The 26,696-nt window shown below is 68.6% G+C and carries 26 protein-coding genes; 20 read left to right on the top strand and 6 right to left on the bottom strand.

The window, feature by feature from the left end; translation table 11 throughout:
* Nucleotides 1-265: 265 nt before the first annotated feature.
* The 10 genes from ACT89H_RS09090 (at nucleotide 266) to ACT89H_RS09045 (ending at nucleotide 9,957) form a co-directional block, all read left to right on the top strand.
* Nucleotides 266-2,089 carry a serine/threonine-protein kinase gene (locus tag ACT89H_RS09090; RefSeq protein ID WP_445108070.1) on the top strand — a complete coding sequence of 608 codons (1,824 nt, stop codon included), beginning with the start codon at nucleotides 266-268 and terminating at the stop codon, nucleotides 2,087-2,089.
* A 379-nt stretch (nucleotides 2,090-2,468) separates the two neighbouring features.
* On the top strand, nucleotides 2,469-3,140 hold the full coding sequence (locus ACT89H_RS09085) for an HAD family hydrolase (protein ID WP_445108069.1): 672 nt from the start codon (nucleotides 2,469-2,471) through the stop codon (nucleotides 3,138-3,140).
* Nucleotides 3,141-3,307: 167 nt separating this feature from the next.
* Nucleotides 3,308-4,171 carry a HalD/BesD family halogenase gene (locus ACT89H_RS09080; RefSeq protein ID WP_445108068.1) on the top strand — a complete coding sequence of 288 codons (864 nt, stop codon included), beginning with the start codon at nucleotides 3,308-3,310 and terminating at the stop codon, nucleotides 4,169-4,171.
* 44 nt (nucleotides 4,172-4,215) lie between these two features.
* Entirely contained in the window at nucleotides 4,216-5,052 is an 837-nt protein-coding gene (locus tag ACT89H_RS09075; protein WP_445108067.1) for a class I SAM-dependent methyltransferase, read from the top strand.
* The gene (locus ACT89H_RS09070; RefSeq protein ID WP_445108066.1) at nucleotides 5,049-6,863 is read left to right on the top strand and encodes a choline/carnitine O-acyltransferase; all 1,815 of its coding nucleotides are present in this window, start codon (nucleotides 5,049-5,051) and stop codon (nucleotides 6,861-6,863) included. Before ACT89H_RS09075 ends, ACT89H_RS09070 begins: the two co-directional genes overlap by 4 nt.
* Before the next feature lie 102 nt (nucleotides 6,864-6,965).
* Nucleotides 6,966-7,247 carry a phosphoribosyl-ATP diphosphatase gene (locus ACT89H_RS09065; protein ID WP_498049529.1) on the top strand — a complete coding sequence of 94 codons (282 nt, stop codon included), beginning with the start codon at nucleotides 6,966-6,968 and terminating at the stop codon, nucleotides 7,245-7,247.
* A 43-nt stretch (nucleotides 7,248-7,290) separates the two neighbouring features.
* Complete coding sequence (gene hisG / locus ACT89H_RS09060; protein ID WP_445108064.1) at nucleotides 7,291-8,142, top strand: ATP phosphoribosyltransferase; 852 nt, start codon at nucleotides 7,291-7,293, stop codon at nucleotides 8,140-8,142.
* Nucleotides 8,143-8,255: 113 nt separating this feature from the next.
* Nucleotides 8,256-8,390, top strand: a complete 135-nt coding sequence (locus ACT89H_RS09055) for a hypothetical protein (protein ID WP_445108063.1) — start codon at nucleotides 8,256-8,258, stop codon at nucleotides 8,388-8,390.
* Nucleotides 8,391-8,491: 101 nt separating this feature from the next.
* Nucleotides 8,492-9,583 (top strand): YeiH family protein, encoded by a 1,092-nt coding sequence (locus ACT89H_RS09050; protein ID WP_445108266.1) that lies wholly within the window; start codon nucleotides 8,492-8,494, stop codon nucleotides 9,581-9,583.
* Between the two features lie 146 nt (nucleotides 9,584-9,729).
* Nucleotides 9,730-9,957, top strand: a complete 228-nt coding sequence (locus ACT89H_RS09045; RefSeq protein ID WP_445108062.1) for a hypothetical protein — start codon at nucleotides 9,730-9,732, stop codon at nucleotides 9,955-9,957.
* Between the two features lie 4 nt (nucleotides 9,958-9,961).
* Here the strand turns inward: ACT89H_RS09045 and ACT89H_RS09040 are convergent, their stop codons facing one another.
* Nucleotides 9,962-10,873 (bottom strand): RecB family exonuclease, encoded by a 912-nt coding sequence (locus ACT89H_RS09040; RefSeq protein WP_445108061.1) that lies wholly within the window; start codon nucleotides 10,871-10,873, stop codon nucleotides 9,962-9,964.
* A 75-nt stretch (nucleotides 10,874-10,948) separates the two neighbouring features.
* On the opposite strand from ACT89H_RS09040, the gene ACT89H_RS09035 reads away from it, so the two are divergent.
* On the top strand, nucleotides 10,949-11,782 hold the full coding sequence (locus ACT89H_RS09035; protein WP_445108060.1) for a tRNA (adenine-N1)-methyltransferase: 834 nt from the start codon (nucleotides 10,949-10,951) through the stop codon (nucleotides 11,780-11,782).
* Between the two features lie 43 nt (nucleotides 11,783-11,825).
* Here ACT89H_RS09035 and ACT89H_RS09030 read toward each other — a convergent pair whose 3' ends face one another.
* The gene (locus ACT89H_RS09030; RefSeq protein WP_445108059.1) at nucleotides 11,826-12,341 is read right to left on the bottom strand and encodes a WKL family lipoprotein; all 516 of its coding nucleotides are present in this window, start codon (nucleotides 12,339-12,341) and stop codon (nucleotides 11,826-11,828) included.
* Nucleotides 12,342-12,520: 179 nt separating this feature from the next.
* Between ACT89H_RS09030 and arc the strand changes: the two genes are divergently transcribed.
* Nucleotides 12,521-14,281 carry a proteasome ATPase gene (gene arc, locus ACT89H_RS09025; protein ID WP_445108058.1) on the top strand — a complete coding sequence of 587 codons (1,761 nt, stop codon included), beginning with the start codon at nucleotides 12,521-12,523 and terminating at the stop codon, nucleotides 14,279-14,281.
* Between the two features lie 172 nt (nucleotides 14,282-14,453).
* Here the strand turns inward: arc and ACT89H_RS09020 are convergent, their stop codons facing one another.
* On the bottom strand, nucleotides 14,454-16,544 hold the full coding sequence (locus ACT89H_RS09020) for an acyltransferase family protein (RefSeq protein WP_445108057.1): 2,091 nt from the start codon (nucleotides 16,542-16,544) through the stop codon (nucleotides 14,454-14,456).
* Nucleotides 16,545-16,766: 222 nt separating this feature from the next.
* Here ACT89H_RS09020 and ACT89H_RS09015 point away from each other — a divergent pair, with 222 nt between their 5' ends.
* The gene (locus ACT89H_RS09015) at nucleotides 16,767-17,249 is read left to right on the top strand and encodes a cation:proton antiporter regulatory subunit (RefSeq protein WP_445108056.1); all 483 of its coding nucleotides are present in this window, start codon (nucleotides 16,767-16,769) and stop codon (nucleotides 17,247-17,249) included.
* 4 nt (nucleotides 17,250-17,253) lie between these two features.
* Nucleotides 17,254-18,435 carry a cation:proton antiporter gene (locus ACT89H_RS09010; RefSeq protein ID WP_445108055.1) on the top strand — a complete coding sequence of 394 codons (1,182 nt, stop codon included), beginning with the start codon at nucleotides 17,254-17,256 and terminating at the stop codon, nucleotides 18,433-18,435.
* 102 nt (nucleotides 18,436-18,537) lie between these two features.
* Here ACT89H_RS09010 and ACT89H_RS09005 read toward each other — a convergent pair whose 3' ends face one another.
* On the bottom strand, nucleotides 18,538-19,266 hold the full coding sequence (locus tag ACT89H_RS09005) for a peptidylprolyl isomerase (protein WP_445108054.1): 729 nt from the start codon (nucleotides 19,264-19,266) through the stop codon (nucleotides 18,538-18,540).
* 211 nt (nucleotides 19,267-19,477) lie between these two features.
* On the opposite strand from ACT89H_RS09005, the gene ACT89H_RS09000 reads away from it, so the two are divergent.
* The 4 genes from ACT89H_RS09000 to ACT89H_RS08985 all read left to right on the top strand — a co-directional run bounded on the left by ACT89H_RS09000 (nucleotide 19,478) and on the right by ACT89H_RS08985 (nucleotide 23,342).
* Nucleotides 19,478-20,314: a nitrilase-related carbon-nitrogen hydrolase gene (locus ACT89H_RS09000; RefSeq protein WP_445108053.1), complete on the top strand. Its 837-nt coding sequence runs from the start codon at nucleotides 19,478-19,480 to the stop codon at nucleotides 20,312-20,314.
* Nucleotides 20,315-20,330: 16 nt separating this feature from the next.
* Nucleotides 20,331-21,752: a dihydropyrimidinase gene (gene hydA, locus ACT89H_RS08995; protein ID WP_445108052.1), complete on the top strand. Its 1,422-nt coding sequence runs from the start codon at nucleotides 20,331-20,333 to the stop codon at nucleotides 21,750-21,752.
* A gap of 30 nt (nucleotides 21,753-21,782) precedes the next feature.
* Nucleotides 21,783-22,829 (top strand): TIGR03842 family LLM class F420-dependent oxidoreductase, encoded by a 1,047-nt coding sequence (locus ACT89H_RS08990; protein WP_445108051.1) that lies wholly within the window; start codon nucleotides 21,783-21,785, stop codon nucleotides 22,827-22,829.
* Between the two features lie 171 nt (nucleotides 22,830-23,000).
* Entirely contained in the window at nucleotides 23,001-23,342 is a 342-nt protein-coding gene (locus ACT89H_RS08985; protein ID WP_445108050.1) for a DUF732 domain-containing protein, read from the top strand.
* A gap of 159 nt (nucleotides 23,343-23,501) precedes the next feature.
* Here the strand turns inward: ACT89H_RS08985 and ACT89H_RS08980 are convergent, their stop codons facing one another.
* Nucleotides 23,502-23,711, bottom strand: a complete 210-nt coding sequence (locus ACT89H_RS08980; protein ID WP_445108049.1) for a hypothetical protein — start codon at nucleotides 23,709-23,711, stop codon at nucleotides 23,502-23,504.
* Between the two features lie 12 nt (nucleotides 23,712-23,723).
* Nucleotides 23,724-23,900: a hypothetical protein gene (locus ACT89H_RS08975; RefSeq protein WP_445108048.1), complete on the bottom strand. Its 177-nt coding sequence runs from the start codon at nucleotides 23,898-23,900 to the stop codon at nucleotides 23,724-23,726.
* 403 nt (nucleotides 23,901-24,303) lie between these two features.
* Between ACT89H_RS08975 and ACT89H_RS08970 the strand changes: the two genes are divergently transcribed.
* Entirely contained in the window at nucleotides 24,304-24,807 is a 504-nt protein-coding gene (locus ACT89H_RS08970) for a general stress protein (protein ID WP_445108047.1), read from the top strand.
* Nucleotides 24,808-24,810: 3 nt separating this feature from the next.
* Nucleotides 24,811-26,694 carry a molecular chaperone DnaK gene (dnaK, locus tag ACT89H_RS08965; protein ID WP_445108046.1) on the top strand — a complete coding sequence of 628 codons (1,884 nt, stop codon included), beginning with the start codon at nucleotides 24,811-24,813 and terminating at the stop codon, nucleotides 26,692-26,694.
* Nucleotides 26,695-26,696: the final 2 nt, after the last annotated feature.

Raw genomic sequence — 26,696 nt, 5'->3', positions numbered from 1 at the left:
CGGAGTGCTCATCGGCGCGCCGCAGCGCCGTGGCGCGCGGTGTTGACCTGCGCTATCGCTCGTGCCGGTGCGCGGAGGTGGCTGCGTGTCGGGTGATTGTGCCATTGTCGAAGGCGTTGTAACTGCATCCGGAGCAGTCGGCGGATGCGTTCGCGTCCCTGCTCGGTGGTGCAAAGTACCTCGGCGCGTACGCCTTCGGAGTTTCCTCCGGGCTTGCGCTGGAGTGCGAAACGGCTGGGCGCGCAAGTAGGAGAGGCACACCACCATGACGGCGGATCGATTGATCGCGGGACGGTACCGGCTCACGGATCCGATCGGCAGCGGCGCCATGGGTGTGGTCTGGCGGGCCACCGACGTCCGGCTCCAGCGCACCGTCGCGGTCAAACAGGTACTCCTCGGTCCGGGACTCACCGGATCGGCTGCGCTGGAGGCGAAACGACGTGCCATGCGGGAGGGGCGGATCGCGGCGCGGCTGCACCACCCGAACGCCATCACCGTGTTCGACGTGGCCGAGGAGGACGGCCGGCCCTGGCTGGTCATGGAGTACATGGACGCGCCGAGTCTGGCGACCAAGCTGTCGGGCAATCGCACGCTGCCGCCGCTCGAGGTCGCCCGGATCGGCGCGCAGGCGGCGAGCGCGCTGGCCGCCGCGCACGACGCGGGGATCATGCACCGGGACGTGAAGCCGGCGAACCTGCTCGTCGCCGACGACGGCACGGTCAAGATCACCGATTTCGGTATCTCCCGCGCAGTCGGCGACGTGACGGTCACCGCCACCGGGTTTCTCGCCGGAACACCGGCCTACCTCTCGCCGGAGGTCGCCCGCGGCGAGGATCCGGAACCGGCTTCCGACGTCTTCGCCCTCGGTTCGACGCTGTACGCGGCGGTGCAGGGCGCCCCGCCGTTCGGCGAGAGCGACAACCCCCTCGCCCTGCTGCACGCGGTGGCGCGGGCCGATGTCCCGGCCCCGGAGGCAGCGGGCGCGCTCGGGCCGGTGCTGATGTACCTGCTCGCCCCAGCCGTCGCCGACCGCCCGACCATGCGGGAGGCGAAAGCGGTCCTCGAAGCCGTTGCGGCGGGACGGGATGTGGAGCTGCCCGCGGCGGTGACCAAGGTGATTCCCGCCCCCGCTGTCGCGACGACCGTGCGGCCGAACCACGCCGCTGCCGCATCGCCGGACCAGCCGGGGGACACCGGTGTCACCACGGTGATACCGCCCGCCGTGCCGGGTTCGTCCGCGCCGCAATCGGTCACGTCACCGCCGGTGCCGAGGCGGGCCGCGGTGGCGGCGACGTTGCGGGGCGCTCTGCGCGGCCGGCAGCGCGGCCGGCTGATCGCCGTGGAAGTCGCCGCAGTGCTCGGGGTGCTGATCCTGGCCGGCATCATCGCAACGCTGGCCGGAATGGACGGCGACGGTGGCGCCGCGCCGACCTCGCCGGTCGTGCCTCCGGCCGCCGTGGCGCCCGAGAACAACGCGCCGTCACCGGCCGACGCGGCCGGAACCGAGCCGCGGCAGGCCCCGGCCCAAGCGCCCGCCCGAGCCCCGGCGCAAACCGCCGCCTCGTCAGCGCCCGTGCCCACATCCGGGCCCGTGCCGGCGCCCACGACGACCGCAGCGGGTGCCCCGCTGCCCCCACCCGTCCCGGGAACCACCCCTCCGGCGCAAACGACGAACTCCACACCGAGCACCACTGGGCCGACCAGCACCACACCGCAGTCCACGTCGAGCCCTGCCCCGACCACCACCGGGCCGGCCACCTCCGCGACGACGACCCCGTCCGGTCCGCCGCCGCCCGACCGGATCGCTTCGTTCATCCAGGGGTACTACGGCATGCTGCCCACCAACGTGTCCGGCGCCTGGGCACAGCTCGCCCCGGTGTACCAGGCCAAGACCGGTTACGACTCCTACGTGAACTTCTGGGGCACGATTCGCTCGGTGAACGTGGGCTCGGTCACGCCGAACGGTGCGAATCGGGCGGTCGTCGCGCTGACCTACACCCTGAAGAACGGCACGACGACTTCCGAGAACCGCTGGATCGAGGTCGTCGGCGACACCGCCAAGTTGCAGATCGCCGCATCGGGAACGTAGGGCAGTCCGAACCATCCGGCGGCTGCCCGAATCGAACCCGCCGGACATGCGCCGGGTGGGCTCCCCGGGCGAGTCGGCCGCCGAGCACCGGCTACGACCTTTGTCGCTGCTGTTCACCCCGCCCGCGCGATGCCGATCCGCAGCTCACCGCAGTCCTCGACGCCATCGGGGTACCTCGGCGCGCGCGGGTCGCCGTGCTGGCGCACCGGCCGATCTCGCCGGGGACGCGGGCATCCTGCCGACCCTCCCGCCCACCCGGCCCCGCCGCCATGGGATCGTGGCGCGGGTTGCACTGCGTCGAGGTTCTCGACGGGGTGGTCGCGGACGGCCGTCGAGCGGCGCCCATGACATGGACGAAATCTAGGAGAAGGACCGACACGTGACAGCGCGACTGGCTGGAGTGCTCTGGGACATGGACGGCACGCTGCTCGACTCGGAGAAGCTCTGGGACGTCGCGGTGCGAGAACTGGCGCGCGAGCACGGCCATGAGATGACCGACGCGATCCGGCACGCGCTGATCGGGGCGTCCGGCCCGAACGCACTGCGGATCATGTTCACCGGCTTGGGTATCGAGCCCACGCCCGACTCGCTGCGCGCGGCGGGGGAGTTCCTGGAGTACCGGGTGACCGAGTTGATGACCGGTCCCATCCCATGGCGGCCGGGTGCGAAGGACGCGCTCGCCATGGTGCGTGCGGCGGGGCTGGCGAGCGCGCTCGTCACCAACACCAAGCGGTCGCTCACGGAGTTCGGTCTCGACACGCTGGGGCGTGATTTCTTCGATGTCTCGGTCTGCGGTGACGAGGTGGCGCACGGCAAGCCGGAACCGGATGTCTACCTGCGCGCTGCCGACCTGCTCGGGCTCGATCCGGAACATTGTGTAGCGGTCGAGGATTCGCCGACCGGTGCGCGGGCGGCGCAGGCCGCGGGGTGCGCGCTGGTGGTCGTCCCGTGCGAGATCCCCGTGCCGGACGCGCCGGGCCGAGTGTTCCGGGATTCGCTGCTCGGGCTGACCCTCGCGGACCTCGAACATGCTCTGCGCATGCGAGGTTGAGCTATCGGGGTGACCGCGGCGGGCCATCTCCGGCCCACCAAGCCTGCCGAGAGTTGCTGTGCCGCAACCGGTATGCCCGCAGACGGTGGGTGTGACCGCCGGTCACCGGCAATCTCGATCTCGCCGAATCCCGGGCGTGTCGGCGAGCGCTCCACCACAATGACGCCATGGCAGCGTGGGGCGTCCTCGACGAGATCGTAGATACCGGGCGGTATCCTCTGGCGGATCGGGGCGGGCTCGCGCTGCGGGAAGCGGTTCGGCGGGCGCGAGCCGAACTGGCCGACACCGGCTGCACCGTGCTGGGCGGCTTCATCCGCCCGGAGCTGACCGAGACGCTGCGCGCGCAGGGGGAGCTGATGGCCCCGCACGCGCACTACGAGGTCGAGCGGGTCAACGCCTACAACATTCCGTTGAACGCCGACCTGCCGGAGGACCATCCGGGCCGGATCGTGCTCGAGCGGGGCAACGCCTTCGTACCCCGCGACCGCATCCCCGCCGACGCGCTGATCCACCGGCTCTACACCGACGAGCTGTTCCAGCGATTCGTCGCCGACTGCTTCGGCCTGTCCGAAGTGCACGAGTTCGCCGATCCTCTTGCGGGACTGTGCCTCAACGTCGTCGCGCCGGGTATGTCGCATCCCTGGCATTTCGACACCAATGAATTCACCGTCTCGATGCTGACCCAGCCCGCCGAGGAGGGCGGCGTCTTCGAATACTGCCCCAACATCCGCACACCCGAGGCGGAACAGCTCGACGACGTCCGCGCCGTGCTCACCGGCACCGGCGAGCGTTTCGTGCAGCGGCTCCCGCTGCGTCCGGGCGACCTGCAGCTGTTCCAGGGTCGCTTCTCGTTGCACCGCGTCTCACCCGTCGGCGGTGCGCGTCAGCGTCATTCGGCCATTTTCGCCTACACCGACCGTCCCGGGATGGTCGGCACGGTGGAGCGCACCCGGCAGTTGTTCGGCCGCGTGCTACCCGACCACGTAGCCGCCGCGGCCGACGCCGTCCGGGGCGATCGACTGCTCGACTGAGCCGAACGGCTCGACTGACCGAGCTCGACCCGAGAGGACCGACAGTGCCAGTGCCGTTAGACACCACCGGGAAAGCGTCTTTCGACGACATCTACGTCCGCCCCGATCCCCGCGCGTACTACGCCCGCATGTCCGCACTGGACTACCGCATTCCGGAACTGGCGAAACCGTTCTTCCAGCAGCAGATCCGGGAATTCCGCGCCTCCGCCCGGGTCGCCGTGCCCACCGTGCTCGACCTCGGTTGCTCCTACGGCGTGAACGCCGCGCTGCTGCGTCTGGACACCACGATCGCCGAGCTGGCCGAGCATTACGCCGCCGCCGACCTCGATCGGGCCGCTCTGATCCGGCGCGACCGAGCTCGGGTCGCGGCGCGGGCGGCGGCCGAGGACGTGCGCTTCCTCGGCATGGACGCCGCGCGCCCGGCCCTCGAGTACGCGTGGGAGGCCGGGCTCTTGCACGACGTGGTGCACGCCGATCTGGAGTCCGGCGAACCGACCGAGGAGCAGCGCGCCCTGCTGGCGACCGCCGATCTGGTCGTCTCCACCGGCTGCGTCGGATACATCACCGAGAAAACCCTGACCCGAGTGGCCGCCGCGCACCCGCGCAGGCGGCCGTGGATGGCACACTTCGTACTGCGCATGTTCGACTTCGCACCGATCGAGGCGGAACTCGCCGCGCTCGGTTACCGGACCGAGCAGGCGCCGGGGCTGTTCGAGCAACGCAGGTTCGCCTCCGCGGCCGAACAGGCGCAGGTGCTGAACACCCTGTCCGCCAACGGGATCGACACGACCGGCCGGGAAGACGAGGGCTGGCTGTATGCCAACCTGTACGTCTCCAGGCCGCTGCCGAAACATCACGCCGACACCGAGGACTCGCATTGACCGAACGCACCTTTGTCGCCGACGACCACCTGCCTCGGGTGCCCCTACCGACGCTGGAGGACAGCTGTGGCCGGTTCCTGCAGTGGTGCGAGCCGCTGCTGACCGCCGACGAGATCGCCGCCACCCGGGCCGCGGTCGACGACCTGTTGCGGCCCGACGGGCCGGGGCGCACCCTGCACGCGGCGCTCGCGGAGTACGACGCGACGCCCGGCGTCGGCAGCTGGCTCGACCTGTTCTGGCCGTCGCGGTACCTGGGCAGGCGGGATCGGATCGCGCTGAACGCGAACTTCTTCTTCCTGTTCCGGGACGACACCCCGCTGGCGGCCTCCACCGCCGCCACCCAGGTGGACCGGGCGGCGGCCATCATCTCCGCCGCCGTCGACTACAAGCTGGCTCTCGACCGGGAGGCCATCGCGCCGGTGACCCAGCGCGGGCAGCGGCTGTCCATGTGGCAGAACAAGTACCTGTTCTCCGAGACCCGGATCCCCGGCGTGGAGCAGGACACGGTGCGGGTGCCCTACAGCGCCGAATGGCCTGGCCCCTCCCAGGCCCGGCACATCGTGGTGTTCTTCCACGCCGGCACGTTCCGGATGGATGTGATCGGCCCGGACGGAGCGCCGTATGCGCCGGAGGATCTCGCCGATGGGCTGCGCGCGGTGCTGAAGGCGGGCGCACGCCAGGCGCGCACCGACACCGCCGTCGGCCATCTCACCACCAAGGCCCGCGCGGACTGGGCGCACAGCAGGCAGCGGCTGCTGGCCGAGCCCGCGAACGCCGCGGCGCTGGACACCATCGAGACCGCGCTGTTCGCCGTCTGCCTCGAGGACTTCGCTCCGCGCGACGAACTGCACGCCTGCGACGAGCTGTTGCACGGCGACAGCGCGAACCGGTGGTTCGACAAGTCGGTGTCGTTCATCGTCTTCGCCGACGGACAGGCGGGCATCAATGTCGAGCATTGCGGACTCGACGGCACCACCATCCTGTCGTTCGTGGACACCCTGCTGGAAACCCCGGTGCGGGAACACGCCGACCGGTCCGGCGCTCAGGCGCAGGGACTGCCCGCGGTGGAGCCGGTCGAGTTCGTGCTGGACGAGGCGCAGCGCAGCGATATCGCGGCGGCGGCCGCGGCCTTCGCCCGGTACGCCGCGGCCAACGCCACCCAGACCGTGTCGTTCCCGGACTTCGGCACCGCCCAGGCCAAGCAGCTGGGTATCTCGCCGGACGCGTTCGCGCAGCTGAGCTACCAGTTGGCCCATCGGCGCAGCAAAGGGCTCACCGGCGCGACCTACGAGTCCATCGCGACCAGGCAGTACCGCAACGGCCGCACCGAGGCGATGCGGGTGATCACCCCGGAGATGATCGCCTTCGTGGACACGATGCAGGACCCGGACGCGAGCGCCCCCGCGAAGCTCGCCGCGGCGCGGACGGCCGCCGCCGCGCACGTGCAGCGGGCCAAGCAGTGCCAGGCCGGGGAAGCGCCCGAGCAGCACCTGTGGGAGCTGCAGTGGATCCAGCGTCGCCGCGGTGCGGAACTGGGCGTGACCGACCCGATCCCGCTCTACGACAGCCCCGGCTGGACGATCATGCGCGACGATTACCTGAGCACCAGCTCGGCGCCATCGGTCAACATCCGCTACTTCGGTTTCGGCTCCACCAGCTCCCGGTGCATCGGCATCGCCTACGTCCTGCTGCCGGACCGCTGGAATCTCTACCTGGCCACGCCGAAACCGGTCGCCGACCAGATGTACGCGTTCGCCGCCCACCTCCGCACGGCGGTCGCCGACCTGCGGGCGCTGCTGGCCGCCGACTAGCCGCTTTCGGTCCGGTTCCTGCGCACCCGATCAGGGGCGGAGGAACCGGACGGTCGCTGTCACCGGCCATCGTGGGCCGGAGCAACAGGCCCGCATCCGGGTCTGAAACAATGGCTCATCGTGAAGAACTTCGAATCCCTGTTCGCCGAGCTGCAGGATCGTGCGGTCAACCGCCCCCAGGGGTCGGAAACCGTGGCCGCGCTGGACGCAGGCGTGCATACCCAGGGTAAGAAGGTGCTCGAGGAGGCCGGCGAGGTGTGGCTGGCCGCCGAACACGAGAGCGACGAGTCGCTCGCCGAGGAGATTTCCCAGCTGCTGTACTGGGTGCAGGTGCTGATGGTGGGACGCGGGCTGAAGCTCGAAGACGTGTACCGACATCTGTGACGGCCGTCGACCACCCGTTTCTCCTCCCGAAAGGACTTCCTCCATGCTGCGCGTCGCAGTCCCCAACAAAGGCGCCCTGTCCGAATCCGCCGTCTCGATCCTCGCTGAGGCGGGCTACCGCAAGCGCACCGATTCCCGTGACCTGACCGTGCTCGACCCGGCCAACCAGGTGGAGTTCTTCTTCCTGCGGCCCAAGGACATCGCGATCTACGTCGGTTCCGGGGAACTGGATCTCGGCATCACCGGACGCGATCTCGCCCTCGATTCCGGCGCGCCGGTGCAGGAACGGCTCGCGCTGGGCTTCGGTCGCTCCACGTTCCGCTACGCCGCCCCGGCCGGACGGGAGTGGAAGGTCGAGGACCTCTACGACAAGCGCATCGCCACCTCGTACCCGAACCTGGTGCTCGACGACCTGCGCCGCCGCGGCATCGAGGCCGAGGTGATCCGCCTCGACGGCGCGGTGGAGATCTCCATCCAGCTCGGCGTCGCCGACGCCATCGCCGACGTGGTCGGCTCCGGGCGCACGCTGCGACAGCACAACCTCGTCGCCTTCGGCGAATCGCTGTGCGACTCCGAGGGAGTGCTGGTCGAGCGCAAGGACGCCGATCGCAGCGACCGGGCGCGCAATCAGCTCGTCGCCCGGATCCAGGGCGTGGTCTTCGCCCAGCAGTACGTCATGCTGGACTACGACTGCCCGAAGGACCTGCTCGACGAGGCGTTCGTCATCACCCCCGGGTTGGAGTCGCCGACCGTGGCGCCGCTGGCCGACAGCGGCTGGGTCGCGGTGCGCGCATTGGTGCCGCGCAAGCAGAGCAACGAGCTGATGGACAAGCTGGCCGATCTGGGCGCGAAAGCCATCCTGGCCACCGACATCCGCTCCTGCCGCGCGTTCTGAGCGCCGGCTTCGTCCGATACGCCTGATTCGCTCAGGCTGAGCGCAATCGGTGTGCGCTGCGACCGGGTGTTGCTACCGTGCGGCCTCTCGATGAGGAAACGCAAGGAGCACCCGTGTCGCAGTCATCACCCGAGGAGCAGTCGGGCAGCACATTCACCTGGAACGAGGACTGGCTGGCGGCGATCGCCGGACTGATCCTGATCGCGCTGGTCCTGCTCGGCGCGATTCCGGATCGGCTGGTGCCGTGATGGCCGAGACCGGCGCCGGAGCGGCGAAGGAATCGGAGACGCCGGCGGACACCGGAATCGGCGCCGCATCGCCCGGGATCCCGACGTCGGAGACCGAGGCGATGCAGGCGACGTCTCGCCCGACCGCCGGGGCCATAGCGGCGGGCATCGCGGTCGTGATCGTCCTCGGTGCCCTCACCCGCTACTTCGAGACGCACGTCCCGCGGTGGGCGGTGGACACCCCGTTCCAGCGGATCGCCAAGTCCGTCGAATTCCCCGTGTACGCCATCGCCCTGGGTCTGCTCGGCAATGTCGTGCTGAGCAAACTCGCACTGCGCGACCGGCTTTCGGCGGGCTTCCGTACCGAATTCTTCATCAAGACCGGTGTGGTGCTGCTCGGCGCGTCGATCAACCTGAAGGTTCTGGTCACCGCGGCGGGCCCGTCGATCCTGCAAGCGCTGCTGCTGATCACGGCCGTGTTCGGCTTCACCTGGTGGCTGGGCGGACGCCTCGGGCTGGACGACAAACTGCGCGCGCTGCTGTCCTCGGCGGTGTCGATCTGCGGTGTCAGCGCGGCCATCGCCGCGGCGGGCGCGGTGCAGGCGCGGCGCGAGCAGATCGCCTACGCGGCCTCGCTGGTGATCGTGTTCGCGTTGCCCTCGATCTTCCTGCTGCCCTGGCTGGCGGAGGTTTTCGGACTGTCGGACGCGGTCGCGGGCGCCTGGATCGGGGGAAATATCGACACCACGGCGGCGGTCGCGGCCTCGGGCGCGATCGCGGGGGAGAAGGCGCTGCAGATCGCCACTATTGTCAAGACCACACAGAACGCGCTGATCGGCGTGGTCGCCATCGCGCTCACCGCGTACTTCACCCTGCGCGTCGAGCCGACGCCCGGTGCGGTGCGGCCCTCGCCGCGCCAGTTCTGGGAGCGGTTTCCGAAGTTCGTGCTCGGCTTCGTCGCCGCCTCGATCATCGGGACGCTGTACCTGCAGACGGCCGACAAGAAATCCGGCGCGGCGCACATCGCGATCGTCAACGATCTGCGCACCTGGTTCCTGATCTTCGCGTTCGTCTCCATCGGCTTGGAATTCTCGCTGCGCGGACTGCGGGAAGCGGGTTGGCGGCCGGTCGTGGTGTTCGGATCTGCTGCGGTCGTGAACCTCGCTGTGGGCCTGGGTCTTTCGGTACTGCTCTTTCACAACTTCACCGCATGAGGGGGCTTCGCGCCATGAGCATCCGGCCCGACCTCCGTCACCGGTCCCGCAATTCGGGATCGGCGACCCGGCACACGGAAATATCCTCCGGCCGGATTCGCGGATGGGCTCGAAAATTCCCGGGCCCATCGGGCAGACTGTCGGGCGTGTCGGAGAGGATCAACGACGAGAAAGCCGGGACGGAGCCGGGTAGCCGAGCGACCACCCCGACGATCGGCGGCGTTCCCGAGCGCCGCCCGGCGTGGACGCGGATACGAAATCTACTGCTCGTCGCGGGCGATGCGGTACTGGTCGCTGTTTTGATCGCAGCGGTCGTACTGCTCGGCGAGCGCGGGACGTCATTGGACTTCCTGGTGGGCGCGCTGGGCCGCTAGCCCGTCAGTCGGAAACGGCTTCGGCCAAGGTCTCGTCCGGGGATTCGGCGACGCCGCCGCGCGGCCAGCCGGGGTAGGGCGGTGGCGTGCCGCCGAACGCCGGGCACAGTGGCTTGTAGTCGCAGTACGAGCACAGCCAGCCGGTGTTCGGCTGGAAGTCCCCGGTGCGGCCCGCCGCCAGGATGGCCGCCCACAGTGCCGAAAGTGTGCGCTCGAAGCGCAGCAACTCCTGCTCGTCGGGGGTGTAGGTGAGGATCTGCTCGTCGGCCAGGTAGACCAGCCGCAGCTGGGCGGGCACGAGGCCGCGGGTGCGCAGCACTACCAGCGCGTAGAACTTCAGCTGGAACAGCGCTTTGGTCTCTTGCGTCGGCCCCGGTACGCGGCCGGTCTTGTAGTCCACGACGCGCAGGGCGCCGTTGGGCGCGATGTCGATCCGATCGACGAACCCGCGCAGCGGCGCGCCGTCGGCCAGTTCCACCTCCACCCGCGCTTCGCGCGATTCCGGATCGAACCGGGTGGGATCCTCCAGCCGGTAGTAGCTGCGCACCAGCGCGCGCACTTCGTCGAGGAACGCGTCGAGCTGCCCGGCGGCGATCAGTTCCGCCACCTCCGGCCGTTCCGCGTGCACCCGGGCCCACGCCGGCGGCACCAGGGCTTCGGCGCGCTCGGGCAGCCGTTCGGCCGCGGGCAGCCCGTAGAGGTCCTCCAGCACCGCGTGCACGATCGTGCCGCGCACCGCGTGCACCGATGGCCGCTCCGGTATCCGATCGATCGCCCGGAAACGATATTTCAGCGGACACTGCTTGAAATCCATTGCCCGGGAAGGCGACAGCGCGGGCCGGGCGCGGGCGGCCGTCGCGTCGGGCCGGGCGGCCCGCGCGTCGTCGGCAGGGGGCGTGGACACGGGCGAGCACATACCTGGCAGGCTATCCGGCGGCACCGACACGCCGGTGCGTGACAGCACGGATTCCAACGAGTGGGACGGAGATTCATGACGGCCAGACGGACCGGGCCATTCACCATCGGTGACCGGGTGCAGCTGACCGATGCCAAAGGGCGTCTGTACACGGTGGTCTTGGAGCCGGGCAAGCAATTCCACACCCATCGCGGCGGGATCGAGCACGACAGCCTGATCGGCGCCGACGAGGGCAGCGTGGTGCATTCCACCAACGGCACGCCCTACCTCGCTCTGCGTCCGCTGCTGATCGACTATGTGCTGTCCATGCCGCGCGGCGCCGCGGTGATCTACCCGAAGGACGCCGCGCAGATCGTGCACGAGGGCGATATGTTCCCCGGAGCGCGCGTGCTGGAAGCAGGCGCCGGGTCCGGCGCGCTGACCTGCTCGCTGCTGCGGGCAGTGGGGCCGCAGGGGCAGGTGCTGTCCTACGAGATCCGCGCCGACCACGCCGAGCACGCGATCCGCAATGTCGAGACGTTCTTCGGCGAGCGTCCGGCGAACTGGTCGCTGACCGTGGGTGACGTGGCCGACTACACCGGCGAGCCGGTCGATCGCGCGGTGCTGGACATGCTCGCGCCGTGGGACGCGCTCCCGGCGGTGTCCAAGGCGCTCGTGCCGGGCGGCGTGCTGATCGTCTATGTGGCCACCGTCACCCAGCTGTCGAGGGTGGTCGAAGCGCTGCGCGAGCAGGAGTGCTGGACCGAGCCCCGTTCCTGGGAGTCGCTGGTGCGCCCGTGGCATGTGGTCGGTCTGGCCGTGCGGCCCGAACATCGCATGCAGGGTCACACCGCTTTCCTGGTCAGCGCCCGCAGGCTCGCCGAGGGCACCGTCACGCCCAAGCCGCAGCGCAGGCCGTCCAAGGGCTGAGCGCGGCGGCCGGGCGGGCCTGCGGCGTGCCGCCCGGCGCGACTCAGGCCGGGGCGCAGGGTGCCTGCGCGAAGCCGAGCAGCAGACAGCCGCTCGCGTCCGACAGCTTCCAGGTGCCGCCGACGTTTTCCCAGGTCAGCGGAACGGCAGGGGCGGCTCCGTGCGGGGAGGTGATGGTCACCTGCGCGTTCGCGGTGTTGCCCTGGGTGGTGATGTCGGCGACGGCGAAGGTGAGCGCGTAGCCTTGCAGTCCCGCGTTCATCTGGTCGATGTTCGCCGTACGCTTTTCGCCGTCGACGATCAGCTTGGTCTTCTCCGCGGTGGGTACAGCGGGATCGGTGAGCTTCACCAGCACCGCCTGCAAGGTCTCGGCGGTCGGCGCGCCGGTCGCAGGGGCCGAGTGCTCGTGGGTGCCCGTCGCGGCGGCGCCGGTGGTGGCCGAGGTCGCCGTGCTGGTGGAGTCGTCGCCGGAGCCGCACCCCGCTACCGCGCCGGAAATGGCCAGCGCCGCCGCGGCGGTGGCGAGGGAAACACGCAGGGTTCTCGCGGGAAGGAGCATGGTCGGCAACCTTTCGGCTCGAGCGGCGAGCAGGCTCGCCAGGGTCGGGTTAGGGCAGGCTAACATGGTGGTCCGGCCGCCGATCGCGGCCCAGATGTGATCACCACGAAACCATGTCGGAAAGCGAGAACGGGTCGCGCCCGGTAGCGTTGATAGACCGGGACTGGGAGGAGCAGCACATGAGCCCCATCGAGAATTCGGATTCGGCGGCCTGGAGAGAGCTCGAGGCGGTACGCGCCGAGGCGGCTGCACTCCGAAGGCAACTCGCCGACTCGCCGGATCGCACACGGGAATTGGAAGCCCGCATCGATTCGCTGACCATTCGCAACACGAAGCTGATGGACACCCTCAAAGAAGCGCGCCAGCAGTTGGTCGCGCTGCGTGAGGAGGTCGATCGGCTGGGTCAGCCGCCGAGCGGATACGGCATTCTGATCGGTGTGTACGACGATCAGACGGTCGACGTGTTCACTTCGGGGCGCAAGATGCGGTTGACCTGTTCACCGAACATCGAGACCTCGACGCTCGAATACGGTCAGACCGTCCGCCTCAACGAGGCGCTCACGGTCGTCGAGGCCGGGTACTACGACGCGGTCGGCGAGATCGGCACCCTCCGGGAGATCCTCGACGACGGCCGTCGCGCCCTGGTCGTCGGCCATGCCGACGAGGAGCGCGTGGTGTGGCTGGCCGGCCCGCTGGCGAAGGTCGCCGAGATGGACGACCTGGACGATCCCGATTCCCCCATTCGCAAGCTGCGGCCGGGCGACTCGCTGCTGGTCGACACGAAGGCCGGATTCGCCTTCGAGCGCATCCCGAAGGCCGAGGTCGAGGACCTCGTGCTGGAAGAGGTGCCCGACGTCGACTACGGCGACATCGGCGGTCTCGGCAGGCAGATCGAGCAGATCCGCGACGCGGTGGAGCTGCCGTTCCTGCACAAGGATCTCTTCCGCGAGTACGCGCTGCGTCCGCCGAAGGGCGTGCTGCTCTACGGTCCGCCCGGCTGCGGTAAGACGCTCATCGCCAAGGCGGTGGCCAACTCGCTGGCCAAGAAGATCGCCGAGGCGCGCGGTGAGGATGCCAAGGAAGCCAAGTCGTACTTCCTGAACATCAAGGGCCCCGAGCTGCTGAACAAGTTCGTGGGTGAGACCGAGCGCCACATCCGGATCATCTTCCAGCGGGCGCGCGAGAAGGCGTCCGAGGGCACGCCGGTGATCGTGTTCTTCGACGAGATGGATTCAATTTTCCGCACCCGTGGTTCGGGCGTCTCCTCGGACGTCGAGACCACGGTGGTGCCGCAGCTGCTGTCGGAGATCGATGGCGTCGAGGGCCTGGAGAACGTCATCGTGATCGGCGCCTCCAACCGCGAGGACATGATCGATCCGGCGATCCTGCGGCCGGGCCGCTTGGATGTGAAGATCAAGATCGAGCGTCCGGACGCGGAGTCGGCGCAGGACATCTTCTCGAAGTACCTCACCGAGGACCTGCCGCTGCACGACGACGATCTGGCCGAGTTCGCCGGCGACAAGGTCTTGTGCATCAACGCCATGATCGAACGGGTCGTCGACCGGATGTACGCCGAGAGCGAGGACAACCGCTTCCTGGAGGTCACCTACGCCAACGGTGACAAGGAGGTCCTGTACTTCAAGGACTTCAACTCCGGCGCCATGATCCAGAACATCGTGGACCGCTCCAAGAAGTACGCCATCAAGGCGGTGCTCGACACGGGCAACCCCGGTCTGCGCATCCAGCATCTCTACGATTCGATCGTGGACGAGTTCTCCGAGAACGAGGACCTGCCCAACACCACGAATCCCGACGACTGGGCACGCATCTCGGGTAAGAAGGGCGAGCGGATCGTCTACATCCGCACGCTGGTCACCGGCAAGAACGCCAGCGCCAGCCGCGCCATCGACACCGAGTCGAACACCGGTCAGTACCTGTAAGGTTCCGCCGACCAGGAAGGGCCGCGTCTCCACGGAGGCGCGGCCCTTCCCGGTCGGGGAGTGCGGGTCACGCGCGGTAGGGGACAGCCGGCAGCACGCGGGGCAGCCCGAACCGGGGATAGCGGGCGTCGAGGGCGGACATCTGCGGCTGAATCGACCGGGCCGCCGCGCCTCACCACCAGCCGAGGATCGCCGCCAAGCGCCTGCCGAGTTCCGGCGCCAGCGACCGCGAATAGCTGGCGGTGAGGTGGTGCTCGTCGTGGTAGATCAGGATGTTGCCCTCGGTGACCGCGCACACGTCGCGTTCGCACAGCGCGTCGGACAGATCCAACGGGAACACATTGGGGAACGAGGCGGCGAACTCCAGCGCCGGATTCACCTCGTCCAGCGCGGCTTCGCGTGGCATCCCGCAGCTGATCCGATCGCCCTGCTGGGCGAGGCAATCGATGGCCCGGTAGCGCACGCCGTCGCGGCGCAGCCACGGCGTGTCTCGGATGGCGAGCACGTTGAGTCCCCGGTCGGCCAGGCGGCTCCAGACGTCCAGATAGTCGGTCGGGGTCTCGTCGCCCGCGCCGTCCCGAGGGCGGGTCGCCGTCGTGAAGACCCACTCCGGGCGTTCGACGCCGAGGCGGTCGATCACCTCCACGGACCAGTCGCGGCAGTCCGGATTGGCTTCGCCCTTGTACATCGGTTCCGCCGCGACGGTCAGCGGGCAGCCCATCTTCAGATAGACCTCGACCCGGAAGGAATGTTCGCGGGCGAGCAGGTCGAGGGCGGGCACCCAGTGCTCGGCATGTGAGCTGCCCACCACCGCGATGGTGCGCTCCGCGGCGGCGTCGCCATAGGTGCAGGTGAGGACGTCGCGGGTGTCCCAGTCCGCGATGCAGCCGTCGCGCGCGGGGTACGCGGCGTCAGCGGGCGCTTCGTACACGCTCGGTCGCATCGGAGCCTCGGGCGTGCTCGCGCCACTGACCAGAGCTTCCGCACCGGGGTAGCGCGCCGAGTCCAGCGCGGCCACCGCACGCGGCGGGTTTGCCCTGGTCACTACCCGTTCGCCGACCGACGCCGCGAGCACCGCGATGCCGAGCGCCACGACCAGCCGGCCGGTACGGCGTACGTGGGTGGGTGTCTCCCGGCCCGCCGGGCCGGACCGCATCCGCAGCGGCTCCTCGACGAAGCGGTTGGTCAGATAGGCCAGTACCAGCGACGCCCCGATGACACCCAGCCCGATGCCGAGTCCCGCGGTCGCGGCTCCGGTCCGCGCCAGCACGAAGATCAGGATCGGCCAGTGCCACAGATACAGCGCGTAGGACAGGTCGCCGAGGCGCACGACGGCAGGCGTGCCGAGCAGCCGATTGGGCAGCGGCTGCTCGGCGGCGGCGAGACCGCCGCCCGCCACGATCAGCGCCACCGCGGCTCCGACGGGGACCAGGGCGGCCGGACCGGGGAACCGGTCGGCGCCGTCGATCAACCAACCACAGCTGAGCACTGCCACCGCGCCGAGGACGGCCGCCGCGACCCGCACCGAGCGCGACGGTGACAGCCGGGGCCCCACGATCGCCAGCAGCGCACCGGCGAACAACTCCCAGGCGCGGGCGACACTGTCGTAGTAGTTCCAGCCCTGATGCACCGCGGTGCCCTGCGCGGCGTAGGCGAACGAGGCCGCCGCGCCCGCGGCGAGCACGATCGCCAAGGCCGGGCGCACCGCCCCGGGGTGGGCGAAACGCAGGCACAGGCGCGCGACCGCCGCCACACCTACCAGCGCGAGCAGGTAGAACTGCGTCTGCACCGCCATCGACCACAGATGCTGCAGCGGGCTCACCGACGGATCGGCGGCGAGGTAGTCCGACCAGGACAGCGCGAGATACCAGTTCTGGTAGTACAGCAGTGCTGCCAGCGTCTGCGCCGCCATATCGCCCCATTGGGTGAACGGGCGCAGTAGCACGGTCGCCACGACCACGGCCGCCAGCAGCGTCACGAGCGCGGGCAACAATCTGCGCGCGAGCCGCCGACCGGTGTGCACGATGCGGACCGAGCCGGTGGCTGCCACCTCGCGCAGGAGCGAGCTGGTGAAGAAGAACCCCGACAGTACGAGGAACACGTCCACGCCGCCCGACACCCGGCCGAACCAGATGTGGAACGCCACGACCAGCGCTATCGCGACGCCACGCAGCCCGTCCAGATCGTGTCGGTACGCCGCGGCGCCCGCGTGCGGCGCAGCCGCGGCGGTGGCGACCGCACCCGGCCGAAGCAACCGATTCACCGCTCGGGCGACGGTCACCGCACTCGCACGGCGCGGTCGTCGCGGAAACGGAATGCAACGGCTCGGCGACGAGACGATGTACGGGACACGTCATCTCTCTTACCACGGGCGGTGAACGTGGTCCATCTCGCCGGGCCGGAGTGGCGTGCGGAACCGGCGAAATATGGACAATTCGGTCACTCGGTGAGCGGGGTGTGGTGGGCCGGTCGATAGGGTGGGGTCGTGAATGTTGAGGTGACACCCCTGCCGGGTATCGGTGTGCGCAAAGATTTCCCGCTGACCAATACGCGACGCCGGATAGGGGTGATCGTCCATCGCGACGGCACGATGGACCTCATCGTGAGCAAGCCGGACCACCCCGACGACACCGAACAGGTACCGCTGAGCGGGAAAGAGGCGGCCGTGCTGGCCAGCCTGCTCGGCGCGCCGCAACTGGTCGAGCAGCTGCGCGAGGAACACCGCGAGTTCACCGGACTGACCACCCGACAGCTCTCCATCCCGGACCGCTCCCGCTTCGACGGGCGCAGGCTCGGTGAGACCCAGATGCGCACCCGGACGAAGGCGTCGATCGTCGCGGTCGTCCGCAGCGGGCAGCCGATTCCCTCACCGGGGCCGGACTTCACCTTCACCGCCGGGGACGTGCTCGTCGTCGTCGGCACCGTGGAGGGCCTCGAGGCCGCCGCCAAGATCCTGTTGGACGGCTGAGCGCATGGTGGCACACGAGACCGCGCTCGCGCTGATCCAGCTGGGCGCGGTGTTCTTCGGCCTCGGCCTGCTCGGGCGGATCGCCGCGCGCATCGGCATGTCGCCCATTCCGCTGTACCTGATCGGCGGGCTGCTGTTCGGCACCGGTGGCCTGGTCGAGCTGCGGCAGGTGGACGACTTCATCCATCTCGCCAGCGAAATCGGCGTCGTCCTGCTGTTGTTGCTGCTCGGCCTGGAATACAGCGCGCCGGAACTGGTCACCGGGATGCGCCGATCGTGGGCCGCGGGTGTGCTGGACATCGTGCTCAACGCGACGCCGGGTGTGCTCGTCGCGCTCGGCCTGGGCTGGGGGTTCACCGGCGCCATCGCGATGGCCGGGGTCACCTACATCTCATCCTCGGGCATCGTCGCGAAGGTGCTCGACGATCTGGGCAGGCTCGGTAACCGGGAAACGCCGGTGATCCTGTCGATCCTGGTGTTCGAAGACCTGGTGATGGCCGGATACCTGCCGGTGCTGACCGCGGTGCTGGCCGGTGTCGGCTTCCTCGCCGGACTGAAGACGCTGGCCATCGCCTTGGCGGCGGTCACCGTCGTGCTGATCGTCGCGCTGCGCTACGGCCGCTACGTCTCCGCGATCGTCGACAGCGCCGACCGGGAGATCTTCCTGCTGAAGTTGCTGGGTTCCGCGCTGCTGGTGGCGGGCGCGGCCTCCGCGGTGCAGGTGTCCGCGGCGGTCGGCGCGTTCCTGCTCGGCATCGCGATCTCGGACTCGACCGCGCACAACGCGACCAAGCTTCTGGAACCGCTGCGCGATCTGTTCGCCGCGTTGTTCTTCGTGCTGTTCGGCCTGAGTACCGACCCGGCGAGCATTCCGCCGGTGCTGGGCTGGGCATGCCTGCTGGCACTGGTCACCACGGCCAGCAAGATCGCCACCGGATGGTGGGCGGCCAAGCGAGCCGGTGCGGGCCGTCTGGGCCGGGCGCGCGCGGGAACCGCCCTGGTCGCCCACGGCGAGTTCTCGATCGTCATCGCGGGGCTCGCGGTGGCCGCGGGCGCGGTGCCCGACGAATTCGCCGCACTGGCCACCACCTATGTGCTGTTGATGGCAGTTCTGGGCCCGATCGTCAGCCGGTTCGTCGAACCGGCGATGGCGCTGCTGCTGCGTCGACGCGCCGCGGTGTCCTGACGGGGACGGTCATCTCTTGGGAGGTCGTGTTCTGCGCGGACCGGGCAGGCCGACCCCACGGCGGCGGCGTCCGATCCTCGCCGCCACCGTGGGCGCCGGAATTCAGTTGCGCGCGGCGACGGAATCGAGCACCACGTCGACGGCCGGTGCGCCGTCCGAGGAGCCGTCCTTGACGCCGCGGGCGGCGATGGCCTTCAGCACATCCATGCCCGCGGTGACCCGGCCGAACGGGGTGTAGTTCGGCGGCAGCGGCGCGTCCCGGTAGACCAGGAAGAACTGGCTGCCGTTGGTGTCGGGGCCCGAGTTCGCCATCGCGATCGTGCCCGCCGGGTAGGTCGCGCCCGCCAGGTTCTCGTCGGGGAACCGGTAGCCGGGCCCGCCCATGCCGGTCGCGGTGGGGTCGCCGCATTGCAGGACGTAGATGCCGTCGGTGGTGATCCGATGGCACCTCGTGTGGTCGAAGTACTGTTCCCCGGCCAGGAACGCGAACGAGTTGACCGTTCGCGGCGCGCGGGCGGCGTCCAGCGTGACGGTCACGGTGCCGCACGTGGTGATCAGCGTTGCCGTGTAGTGCGCGTTGGGATCAATGGACATGCCGGGTTCGGCGGGCCACTGTTTGCCGTTCGGCTGTCCCGCGGTGGGAACACCACAGCCGGCGGGGCCCTGCTCCCGGGCCGGCGACGGGGCCGCCGAGACGACACCCGTCGCGGACGCCACCAGCGCCACGCCGACGGCGAGCACCCCGACGATCCGCAGCGATCGCCACGGTATGCCCCGGCGCCCCGCGCGCCGGCCGTTGACGAGTTCTCGCGCTTGCACTTCGCTGCTCACCGCTGAAAATCTCCTTCATTCGGGTTGCGCACCGGACGATGCAGCGCGAATCATTCCATCTCGCCCGACCGGGTGGAGGAGTACGGCTCGATTGCGCGGGGCGGGCGCGGTTCGGATGTCGCCGTGACCGCGGTTGCCACGGATTGGCTACAAAATGTTTCGCGGCTGTCGTCGGACCACGCAATCGGCTCCGGCTGACGTATAACGAGGCATGGGAATCGTTCGAGCGGCGCTGGTCCAAACGAACTGGACCGGTGACAAGGAATCGATGCTCGCGGCGCACGAGAACTACGCGCGCCGCGCCGCCGCGCACGGAGCGTCGGTGATCTGCTTCCAAGAGTTGTTCTACGCGCCCTATTTCTGCCAGCGGCAGGACACCGAGTTCTACGACTACGCCGAATCCGTCCCGGGGCCGACGACGGAGCGATTCGCCGCGCTGGCGAAGGAATTGCGCCTGGTGATGATCCTGCCGGTGTACGAACAGGAACAGCCGGGTCTGCTCTACAACACGGCGGCGGTGATCGACGCCGACGGCAGCTATCTCGGCAAGTACCGCAAACACCACCTTCCGCACGTGCACGGATTCTGGGAGAAGTTCTATTTCCGGCCCGGCAACCTCGGCTGGCCGGTATTCGACACCGCGGTGGGCAAACTCGGCGTGTACATCTGCTACGACCGGCACTTTCCGGAAGGGTGGCGGGCGCTGGCCCTCGCCGGTGCGGAACTCGTGTTCAATCCGTCGGCCACGTCGCGCGGCCTGTCCGGTTACCTCTGGAAACTGGAACAACCGGCGGCCGCGGTGGCCAACGAGTACTACATCGGCGCCATCAACCGGGTCGGCGCCGAGCAGTACGGCGACGACGACTTCTACGGCACCAGCTACTTCGTCGACCCCGAAGGCAAGTTCGTCGGCGAGGTCGCTTCCGACACCGACCCCGAGCTGGTGGTCCGCGATCTGGACATGGACCTGATCAAGGTGGTGCGCGACCGCTGGGCGTTCTACCGCGATCGCCGACCCGACGCCTACGGGCCGCTCGTGGCCCCCTGAGACCGGGGAGAAGGACATGGCGCGCGTTTTCATCCACGGCGGCACGGTGGTCTCCACCACCGGAGCGCAGCCGCTCGACGTGCTCGTCGACGGAGAGACCATCGCCGCCGTCCTGCAGCCGGGCTCCGTCGCGCTGGGCGCGGATCTCGCCGCGTCCGCCGATCGCGTGCTGGACGCGACCGGCCGATACGTCATCCCCGGCGGCGTGGACGGTCACACCCACATGCAGATGCCCTTCGGCGGGACCGAGGCCTCCGACACCTTCGAGACCGGCACCCGCGCGGCCGCGTGGGGCGGCACCACCACCATCATCGACTTCGTCGTCCAGAGACAAGGCGAACAGGTCCAGGACACGCTCGCCGCCTGGCACGGGAAAGCGGCCGGACAGTGCGCGATCGACTACGGCTTCCATCAGATCATCGGCGACGTCGACGCGGAATCCTTGAAGGCCATGCGGGAATTGGTGACCGAGGGCGTCACCAGCTTCAAGCTCTTCATGGCCTACCCGGGCGTCTTCTACTCCACCGACGGCCAGATCCTGCGCGCCATGCAGACCGCGGCGGAGCTGGGCGCGCTCGTGATGATGCACGCGGAGAACGGGATCGCCATCGACGTGCTGGTCGAGCAGGCGCTCGCCCGAGGCGACACCGCGCCGTACTTCCACGGCACGACCAGACCGTGGCAGCTCGAGGAGGAAGCCACCCATCGCGCGATCATGCTGGCCGAGCTGACCGGCGTGCCGCTGTACGTCGTGCACGTGTCGGCCGGGCAGGCGCTGGCCCGGATCGCCGCCGCCCGCGACGCCGGGCGCAACGTCTTCGGCGAGACCTGTCCCCAGTACCTGTATCTCTCGCTCGAGGACCAGCTCGGCGCGCCGGGGTTCGAGGGCGCCAAATGGGTGTGCTCCACGCCGCTGCGATCGAAGGCCGAAGGGCATCAGGACCAGTTGTGGCGGTACCTGCGCACCGGCGACGTCACGGCCGTCGGCACCGATCACTGTCCGTTCTGCATGAAGGACCAGAAGGAGATGGGGCTCGGCGACTTCAGCAAGATCCCCAACGGCATCGGGGGCGTCGAGCATCGGATGGACCTGATGTTCCAGGGCGTTCGGTCCGGTCGGATTCCGCTGGAACGCTGGGTCGACGTCTGCTGCACCACACCGGCGCGGATGTTCGGCATGTACCCGCGCAAAGGGGTGATCGGTCCGGGTGCGGACGCCGACATCGTCATCTACGACCCGGACGGCCACACCAGCATCGGCGTCGGCAAGACCCACCACATGAACATGGACTACTCGGCCTACGAGGGATTCGAGATCGACGGTCACGTCGACACGGTGCTGTCCCGGGGCCGGGTGATCGTGGACGACGGTGTCTACCTCGGGCATGCGGGGCACGGCCGGTTCGTCGTACGTGGACTCGCGCAGAACCTGATCTGATTCTCGACGCTCGGAACGGAGAAGTGCCGCATGGACATCGGTGTGGTGTTGCAATGCACGCCCCCGGCCTCGCGAGTGATCGAACTGGCCAGGCTCGCGGAAACCTACGGGTTCTCCCACGTCTGGACCTTCGACTCACATCTGCTCTGGCAGGAGCCCTACGTCATCTACAGCCAGATCCTGGCCGCCACCCGCAAGGTCATGGTCGGCCCGATGGTGACCAACCCGGCCACCAGGGACTGGACGGTGACCGCGTCGAGTTTCGCCACGCTCAACGAGATGTTCGGCAACCGCACCATATGCGGGATCGGCCGCGGCGACTCGGCGGTGCGCACGCTGGGCGGCAGGCCCGCCACACTGGCGACGCTGCGGCGAGCGATCGAGATGATCCGCGAGTTGGGCAACGGCCGCAGCGCGCGGGTGGACGACACCGTCGTACGGTTGCCGTGGGCGGCCGACTCCCGGCTGGACGTGTGGGTGGCGGGTTACGGACCCCGCGCACTCGACCTGACCGGTGCCGTGGCCGACGGGTACATCCTGCAACTGGCCGACCCGGACATCACGGCCTGGACCATCGCCCGGGTGCGGGCCGCGGCCGAGCGCGCGGGCCGCGACCCGGCGGCGGTCCGGATCTGCGTCGCCGCACCCGCCTATGTCACCGACGGGACGGACGCGGCGCTCGAGCACGCGCGGCAACAGTGCCGATGGTTCGGCGGGATGGTCGGCAATCACGTGGCCGAGATGGTGGCGAAATACGGTACGGCAGCAGACATCCCGGCCGCACTCACCGACTACGTCGAAGGCAGGCGCGGGTACGACTACAACCTGCACGGGCGCGCGGACAATGTCCATGCCGAGTTCGTGCCCGATGTCATCGTGGACCGCTTCTGCCTGCTGGGCACGCCCGACGACCAGCTGTCCCGGTTGCGGGAGCTGGATGGGCTCGGCGTGGACCAATTCGCCGTCTATCTCCAGCACGACGCGAAGAACGCGACTTTGGCGGCGTACGGTGAATCGGTGCTGCCTCGTCTCGCTTCGCTCGTGACCGCCACCACGTCCACCGAAGGGGGCGGCTAGCGTGGCCGATCGGCTATCCAGCGGGGGCACTGGAGCTCAGCGGGCAGGCCGCTTCAGACGAACTCCGTCGGGCGGCGTGACTTTCCCGGCTATTTTCCGTTGGCCCCCACCAGGTCCCGCTAGAGTGAAGCGGCGTCGCTCCAGACGTATGGTTGCGAGAGAGGGACTCTGATGAGGGGAATCCACCGGCGGCTGGCTGTTATCACGGTTACCGCTACTTTGCCCATGCTCGCGGCGGGGGTGTTCGCCGGGGTCGCGTCCGCGCACACGCCAACGGAGGACTCGTTCCTGCAGAGACTTGTGGCCCTCGGTGAGGACCCGGCTGTAGCAGTACCTAGGGTCGCGGACTCCAGCATCGGCCTCGGCTACGCCATATGTCAGGAGCTAGGAGACGGGAACAGCTCTACCGAGGTCGTGGTGCACCTGCATCGGAATGGTAAGGACATGCATTCTTCCGCTATCTGGGTCGTCGCCGCACAATCCGTTCTGTGTCCGCAGTACGAAGACCGGTAGCTGATCCCGCCGACGTGCGCGAATCGTGTTGCCCCCCTCTCTTTATCGCCTGCGTTGTGGGTCCGAATCCCACGTGCCTGTGCATACAGATTGGCTGCCGCTGGGGCCTGTTGACCCCCAACGATGCGGGCCCGTGAGGTCCAAGTCCTCCGGATCCCTTCACCACCCGGCCCCGACCCTCCAGGTCGGCGAGCAGGCCGAGCCGCCCGAAGTCACCTGCACCTCCGCGCCGGGCTCGCAGTCGGCTACCCGCACCGTCGTCCGTTTCTGCCCGAATCCCAATTCGATTGTCGCGTAACGATGCAACGTCCGATACGACACCACCACCCCGCGCCGGCCCAGAAGGACGTGGATCTTGGTCAGGGTCAAGTCCTGGTCCAGTCACTGCTTGATCTGCTCGGACTGGGCAGCGACGGCCTCCCATGCCTCGCTCCTGGCGTTCGGGCGCGCTCGCCGCACCCCGGTGATCACCTTCGTCAGCAGTTCGTCGGTCGACTGCTCGATACCGCCGTCACGGCCCATCCCGCACGACTGGGCCATCTTCACATACCGGCGCACGGCCCTTCCTCCTGACAGCCGACGGGCATGGAGCCGTGACTCCCGGTGCTTCCGTGACTACACTGTGTGGCGTAGTTGGCTTCCTATTTTCGACTTGCTGGGACCGTGTCACACCGCTCAGCAGTCCCGATCTTTCGTATCGGAGTTCTACTCGTGGAAGCACCGGATTAGTGGCTGATGCCCGGAGTGCGCGCACCAGCCGCCTCGAGCGGGTTCCGGCACTCGTATGCCCCAGCCGGGGTGTGGACGACACCGCCTCCCGTTCTGTCGACGCCTACAGGCGGATGAAGAACTTTCAGCGGTTGAGGCGTCCGTGAGTTCAAGCGGTTGACCGACCGGCCGGACGCCTAACTGGTTCGCGCCGGCTCGGCGAACACCGAATCATCGACGTCCAGGGGGCGTGATGTCAGAGTCCAGTCGTGGAACCTCCGCGGTACGTCCGCACCAACCTGCCCGCCAGGTAGTAGCAACATTCGACAACTACGCCGACGCTGAAAGCGCCGTCGACTACCTCTCCGACCAGCATTTCACGGTCGACAAATTGGCCATCGTCGGACGTGACATCGAGGTGGTCGAGCAGGTCGTCGGCCGATTGAACTACGGCTGGGCCGCTCTGCGAGGCGCCGCCGCGGGTGGGCTGACGGGCGCACTGTTCGGCTGGATCTTCGGATTACTCGACTGGGTCCAGCCGCTGCTCACAGGCCTCGTGCTCGCCTGCTACGGGCTGGTGTTCGGCGCTGTTGTCGGCGCCCTGCTCGGCCTACTCATGTACGCGTTGCAGGGCGGCCGGCGCGACTTCACCTCAATCCAGTCGTTACAACCACGTCACTACGAAGTCCTCGCCGACGTCGAGGTCGCGGACGAAGCCGTCCGCCTGCTCACCGGCCGGACCGATCGAAAGGAATGAGTCATGGCGACCGCTGTAGGTATCGACCTGGGCACCACGAACTCGGTCATCGCAAGCTGGCAAGGCGGCGAGCCGGGGGTGATCTCCAATGCCGAGGGAGCGCGGACGACGCCGTCGGTGGTGGCCTTCACCGAGAGCGGGGAGCGGCTGGTGGGTCAGCTCGCCCGACGGCAGGCGATCTTGAATCCGAAGGGCACGATATACTCGGCGAAACGCTTCATCGGACGTCATTTCGACGAGGTCTCCGAGGAGGCCAAAGCGGTCAGTTTCGACGTCGTACCGGGTGACAACGGTGAGGCTCGATTCGACGTGCGGGGCAAGAAGTACGCGCCGGAGGAGATCAGTGCCCTCGTGCTGCGCAAGCTCGTCGACGACGCGAGCAAGTTCCTCGGTGAGAAGGTCAAGGAAGCGGTCATCACCGTTCCCGCCTACTTCAACGACGCGCAGCGCAACGCCACGAAGGACGCCGGCCGGATCGCAGGGCTCGAGGTTTTGCGGATCATCAACGAGCCGACCGCCGCGGCACTGGCATACGGCATGGACAAGCAGACCCACGAGACCGTACTGGTCTTCGACCTCGGCGGCGGCACCTTCGATGTGAGCCTGCTCGACGTCGGCGAGGGAGTGGTCGAGGTTCGTGCCACCGCCGGCGACTCCCACCTCGGCGGCGACGACTTCGACCGACGTCTGGTGGACTACCTCGCCGACGAATTCCAACGGGCGGAGAACATCGATCTGCGCAAGGATGCCCAGGCGTTGCAGCGCCTCTTCGAGGCAGCAGAGAAAGCCAAGGTCGAGCTGTCCTCGGTGACGCAGGCCCAGGTCAACCTGCCCTTCGTCACCGCTGACGCGAACGGTCCCAAGCACCTCACCACCACGATCATGCGATCGAAGTTCGAGGATCTGACGGCGGATCTGGTGGAACGCTGCCTCGGCCCGGTGAAGCAGGCGATGAGTGACGCCAAGGTCACCGCCAACGACATCGACGAGGTGATTCTGGTCGGTGGTTCGACACGTATTCCGGCGGTGCAGGCGCTGGTTCGCCGGCTCACCGGCGGCAAGGACCCCAACATGAGCGTCAACCCGGACGAGGTCGTGGCGCTCGGTGCCGCAGTGCAGGCGGGGGTGCTCAAGGGTGAGGTCTCCGATGTGCTGTTGCTCGATGTCACCCCGCTGTCCCTCGGCGTCGAGACCCAGGGCGGGGTGATGACCAAGATCATCGAGCGCAACACGACGATCCCGGTTCGGCGCAGTGAAGTGTTCGCCACCGCGGAAGACAATCAGCCCGCAGTGGATGTCGTGGTCCTGCAGGGCGAACGCGAACGGGCCGCCGACAATCGGGTGCTCGGTCGGTTCCGGCTGGAAGGCATCCGCCCCGCACCCCGTGGCGAGGCCCAAGTCGAAGTCACGTTCGATATCGACGCCAACGGCATCCTCCACGTCACCGCCCGCGACAAGGACACCGGTAAGGAGCAGAGCATCACGATCAGCGAGCAGAGCAATCTCGACCAGAGCGAGGTCGAGCGCATGCTTGCGGAGGCCGAACGGAACCGGGCCGAAGATGAGGCGCTGCGCAAGGCGGTCGACGCGCGCAACGCGCTCGATTCGGTGGCCTATCAAGTGGAACGGCGACTCGCCGAACTCGGCGACAGTGCCCCACCGCACGACAAGGCACGCGCTGAGATGCTGATCGCCGACGCCAGGAAAGCCGTGAAAGACAATGCTCCACCCGCGGAGGTAGAGCCACTCACCTCCGAACTGCAGCAGCTGCTCTACGGGCTCGCACCGGTCCAGGCCGGCGGCGGAGACGGACACCGGGCAGGCGGCGCAGACGCTGCGTCGTCGGATGACGACGACGTGATCGACGCCGAATTCGATCGAAGCTGAGG

The sequence above is a fragment of the Nocardia aegles genome, from assembly GCF_052545135.1.
This window is presented reverse-complemented; position numbering and strand designations above follow the sequence as displayed.

Excerpts from the sequence above, each read along its gene's own strand:
- ACT89H_RS09035 (WP_445108060.1), top strand. The coding sequence starts at position 10,949 with ATGACGGCCAGACGGACCGGGCCATTCACCATCGGTGACCGGGTGCAG.
- ACT89H_RS09050 (WP_445108266.1), top strand. The coding sequence starts at position 8,492 with ATGCAGGCGACGTCTCGCCCGACCGCCGGGGCCATAGCGGCGGGCATC.
- ACT89H_RS09000 (WP_445108053.1), top strand. The coding sequence starts at position 19,478 with ATGGGAATCGTTCGAGCGGCGCTGGTCCAAACGAACTGGACCGGTGAC.
- ACT89H_RS08990 (WP_445108051.1), top strand. The coding sequence starts at position 21,783 with ATGGACATCGGTGTGGTGTTGCAATGCACGCCCCCGGCCTCGCGAGTG.
- hisG (WP_445108064.1), top strand. The coding sequence starts at position 7,291 with ATGCTGCGCGTCGCAGTCCCCAACAAAGGCGCCCTGTCCGAATCCGCC.
- ACT89H_RS09090 (WP_445108070.1), top strand. The coding sequence starts at position 266 with ATGACGGCGGATCGATTGATCGCGGGACGGTACCGGCTCACGGATCCG.
- ACT89H_RS09080 (WP_445108068.1), top strand. The coding sequence starts at position 3,308 with ATGGCAGCGTGGGGCGTCCTCGACGAGATCGTAGATACCGGGCGGTAT.
- dnaK (WP_445108046.1), top strand. The coding sequence starts at position 24,811 with ATGGCGACCGCTGTAGGTATCGACCTGGGCACCACGAACTCGGTCATC.
- hydA (WP_445108052.1), top strand. The coding sequence starts at position 20,331 with ATGGCGCGCGTTTTCATCCACGGCGGCACGGTGGTCTCCACCACCGGA.
- arc (WP_445108058.1), top strand. The coding sequence starts at position 12,521 with ATGAGCCCCATCGAGAATTCGGATTCGGCGGCCTGGAGAGAGCTCGAG.
- ACT89H_RS08985 (WP_445108050.1), top strand. The coding sequence starts at position 23,001 with ATGAGGGGAATCCACCGGCGGCTGGCTGTTATCACGGTTACCGCTACT.
- ACT89H_RS09030 (WP_445108059.1), bottom strand. The coding sequence starts at position 12,341 with ATGCTCCTTCCCGCGAGAACCCTGCGTGTTTCCCTCGCCACCGCCGCG.
- ACT89H_RS09010 (WP_445108055.1), top strand. The coding sequence starts at position 17,254 with ATGGTGGCACACGAGACCGCGCTCGCGCTGATCCAGCTGGGCGCGGTG.
- ACT89H_RS08970 (WP_445108047.1), top strand. The coding sequence starts at position 24,304 with ATGTCAGAGTCCAGTCGTGGAACCTCCGCGGTACGTCCGCACCAACCT.
- ACT89H_RS09040 (WP_445108061.1), bottom strand. The coding sequence starts at position 10,873 with ATGTGCTCGCCCGTGTCCACGCCCCCTGCCGACGACGCGCGGGCCGCC.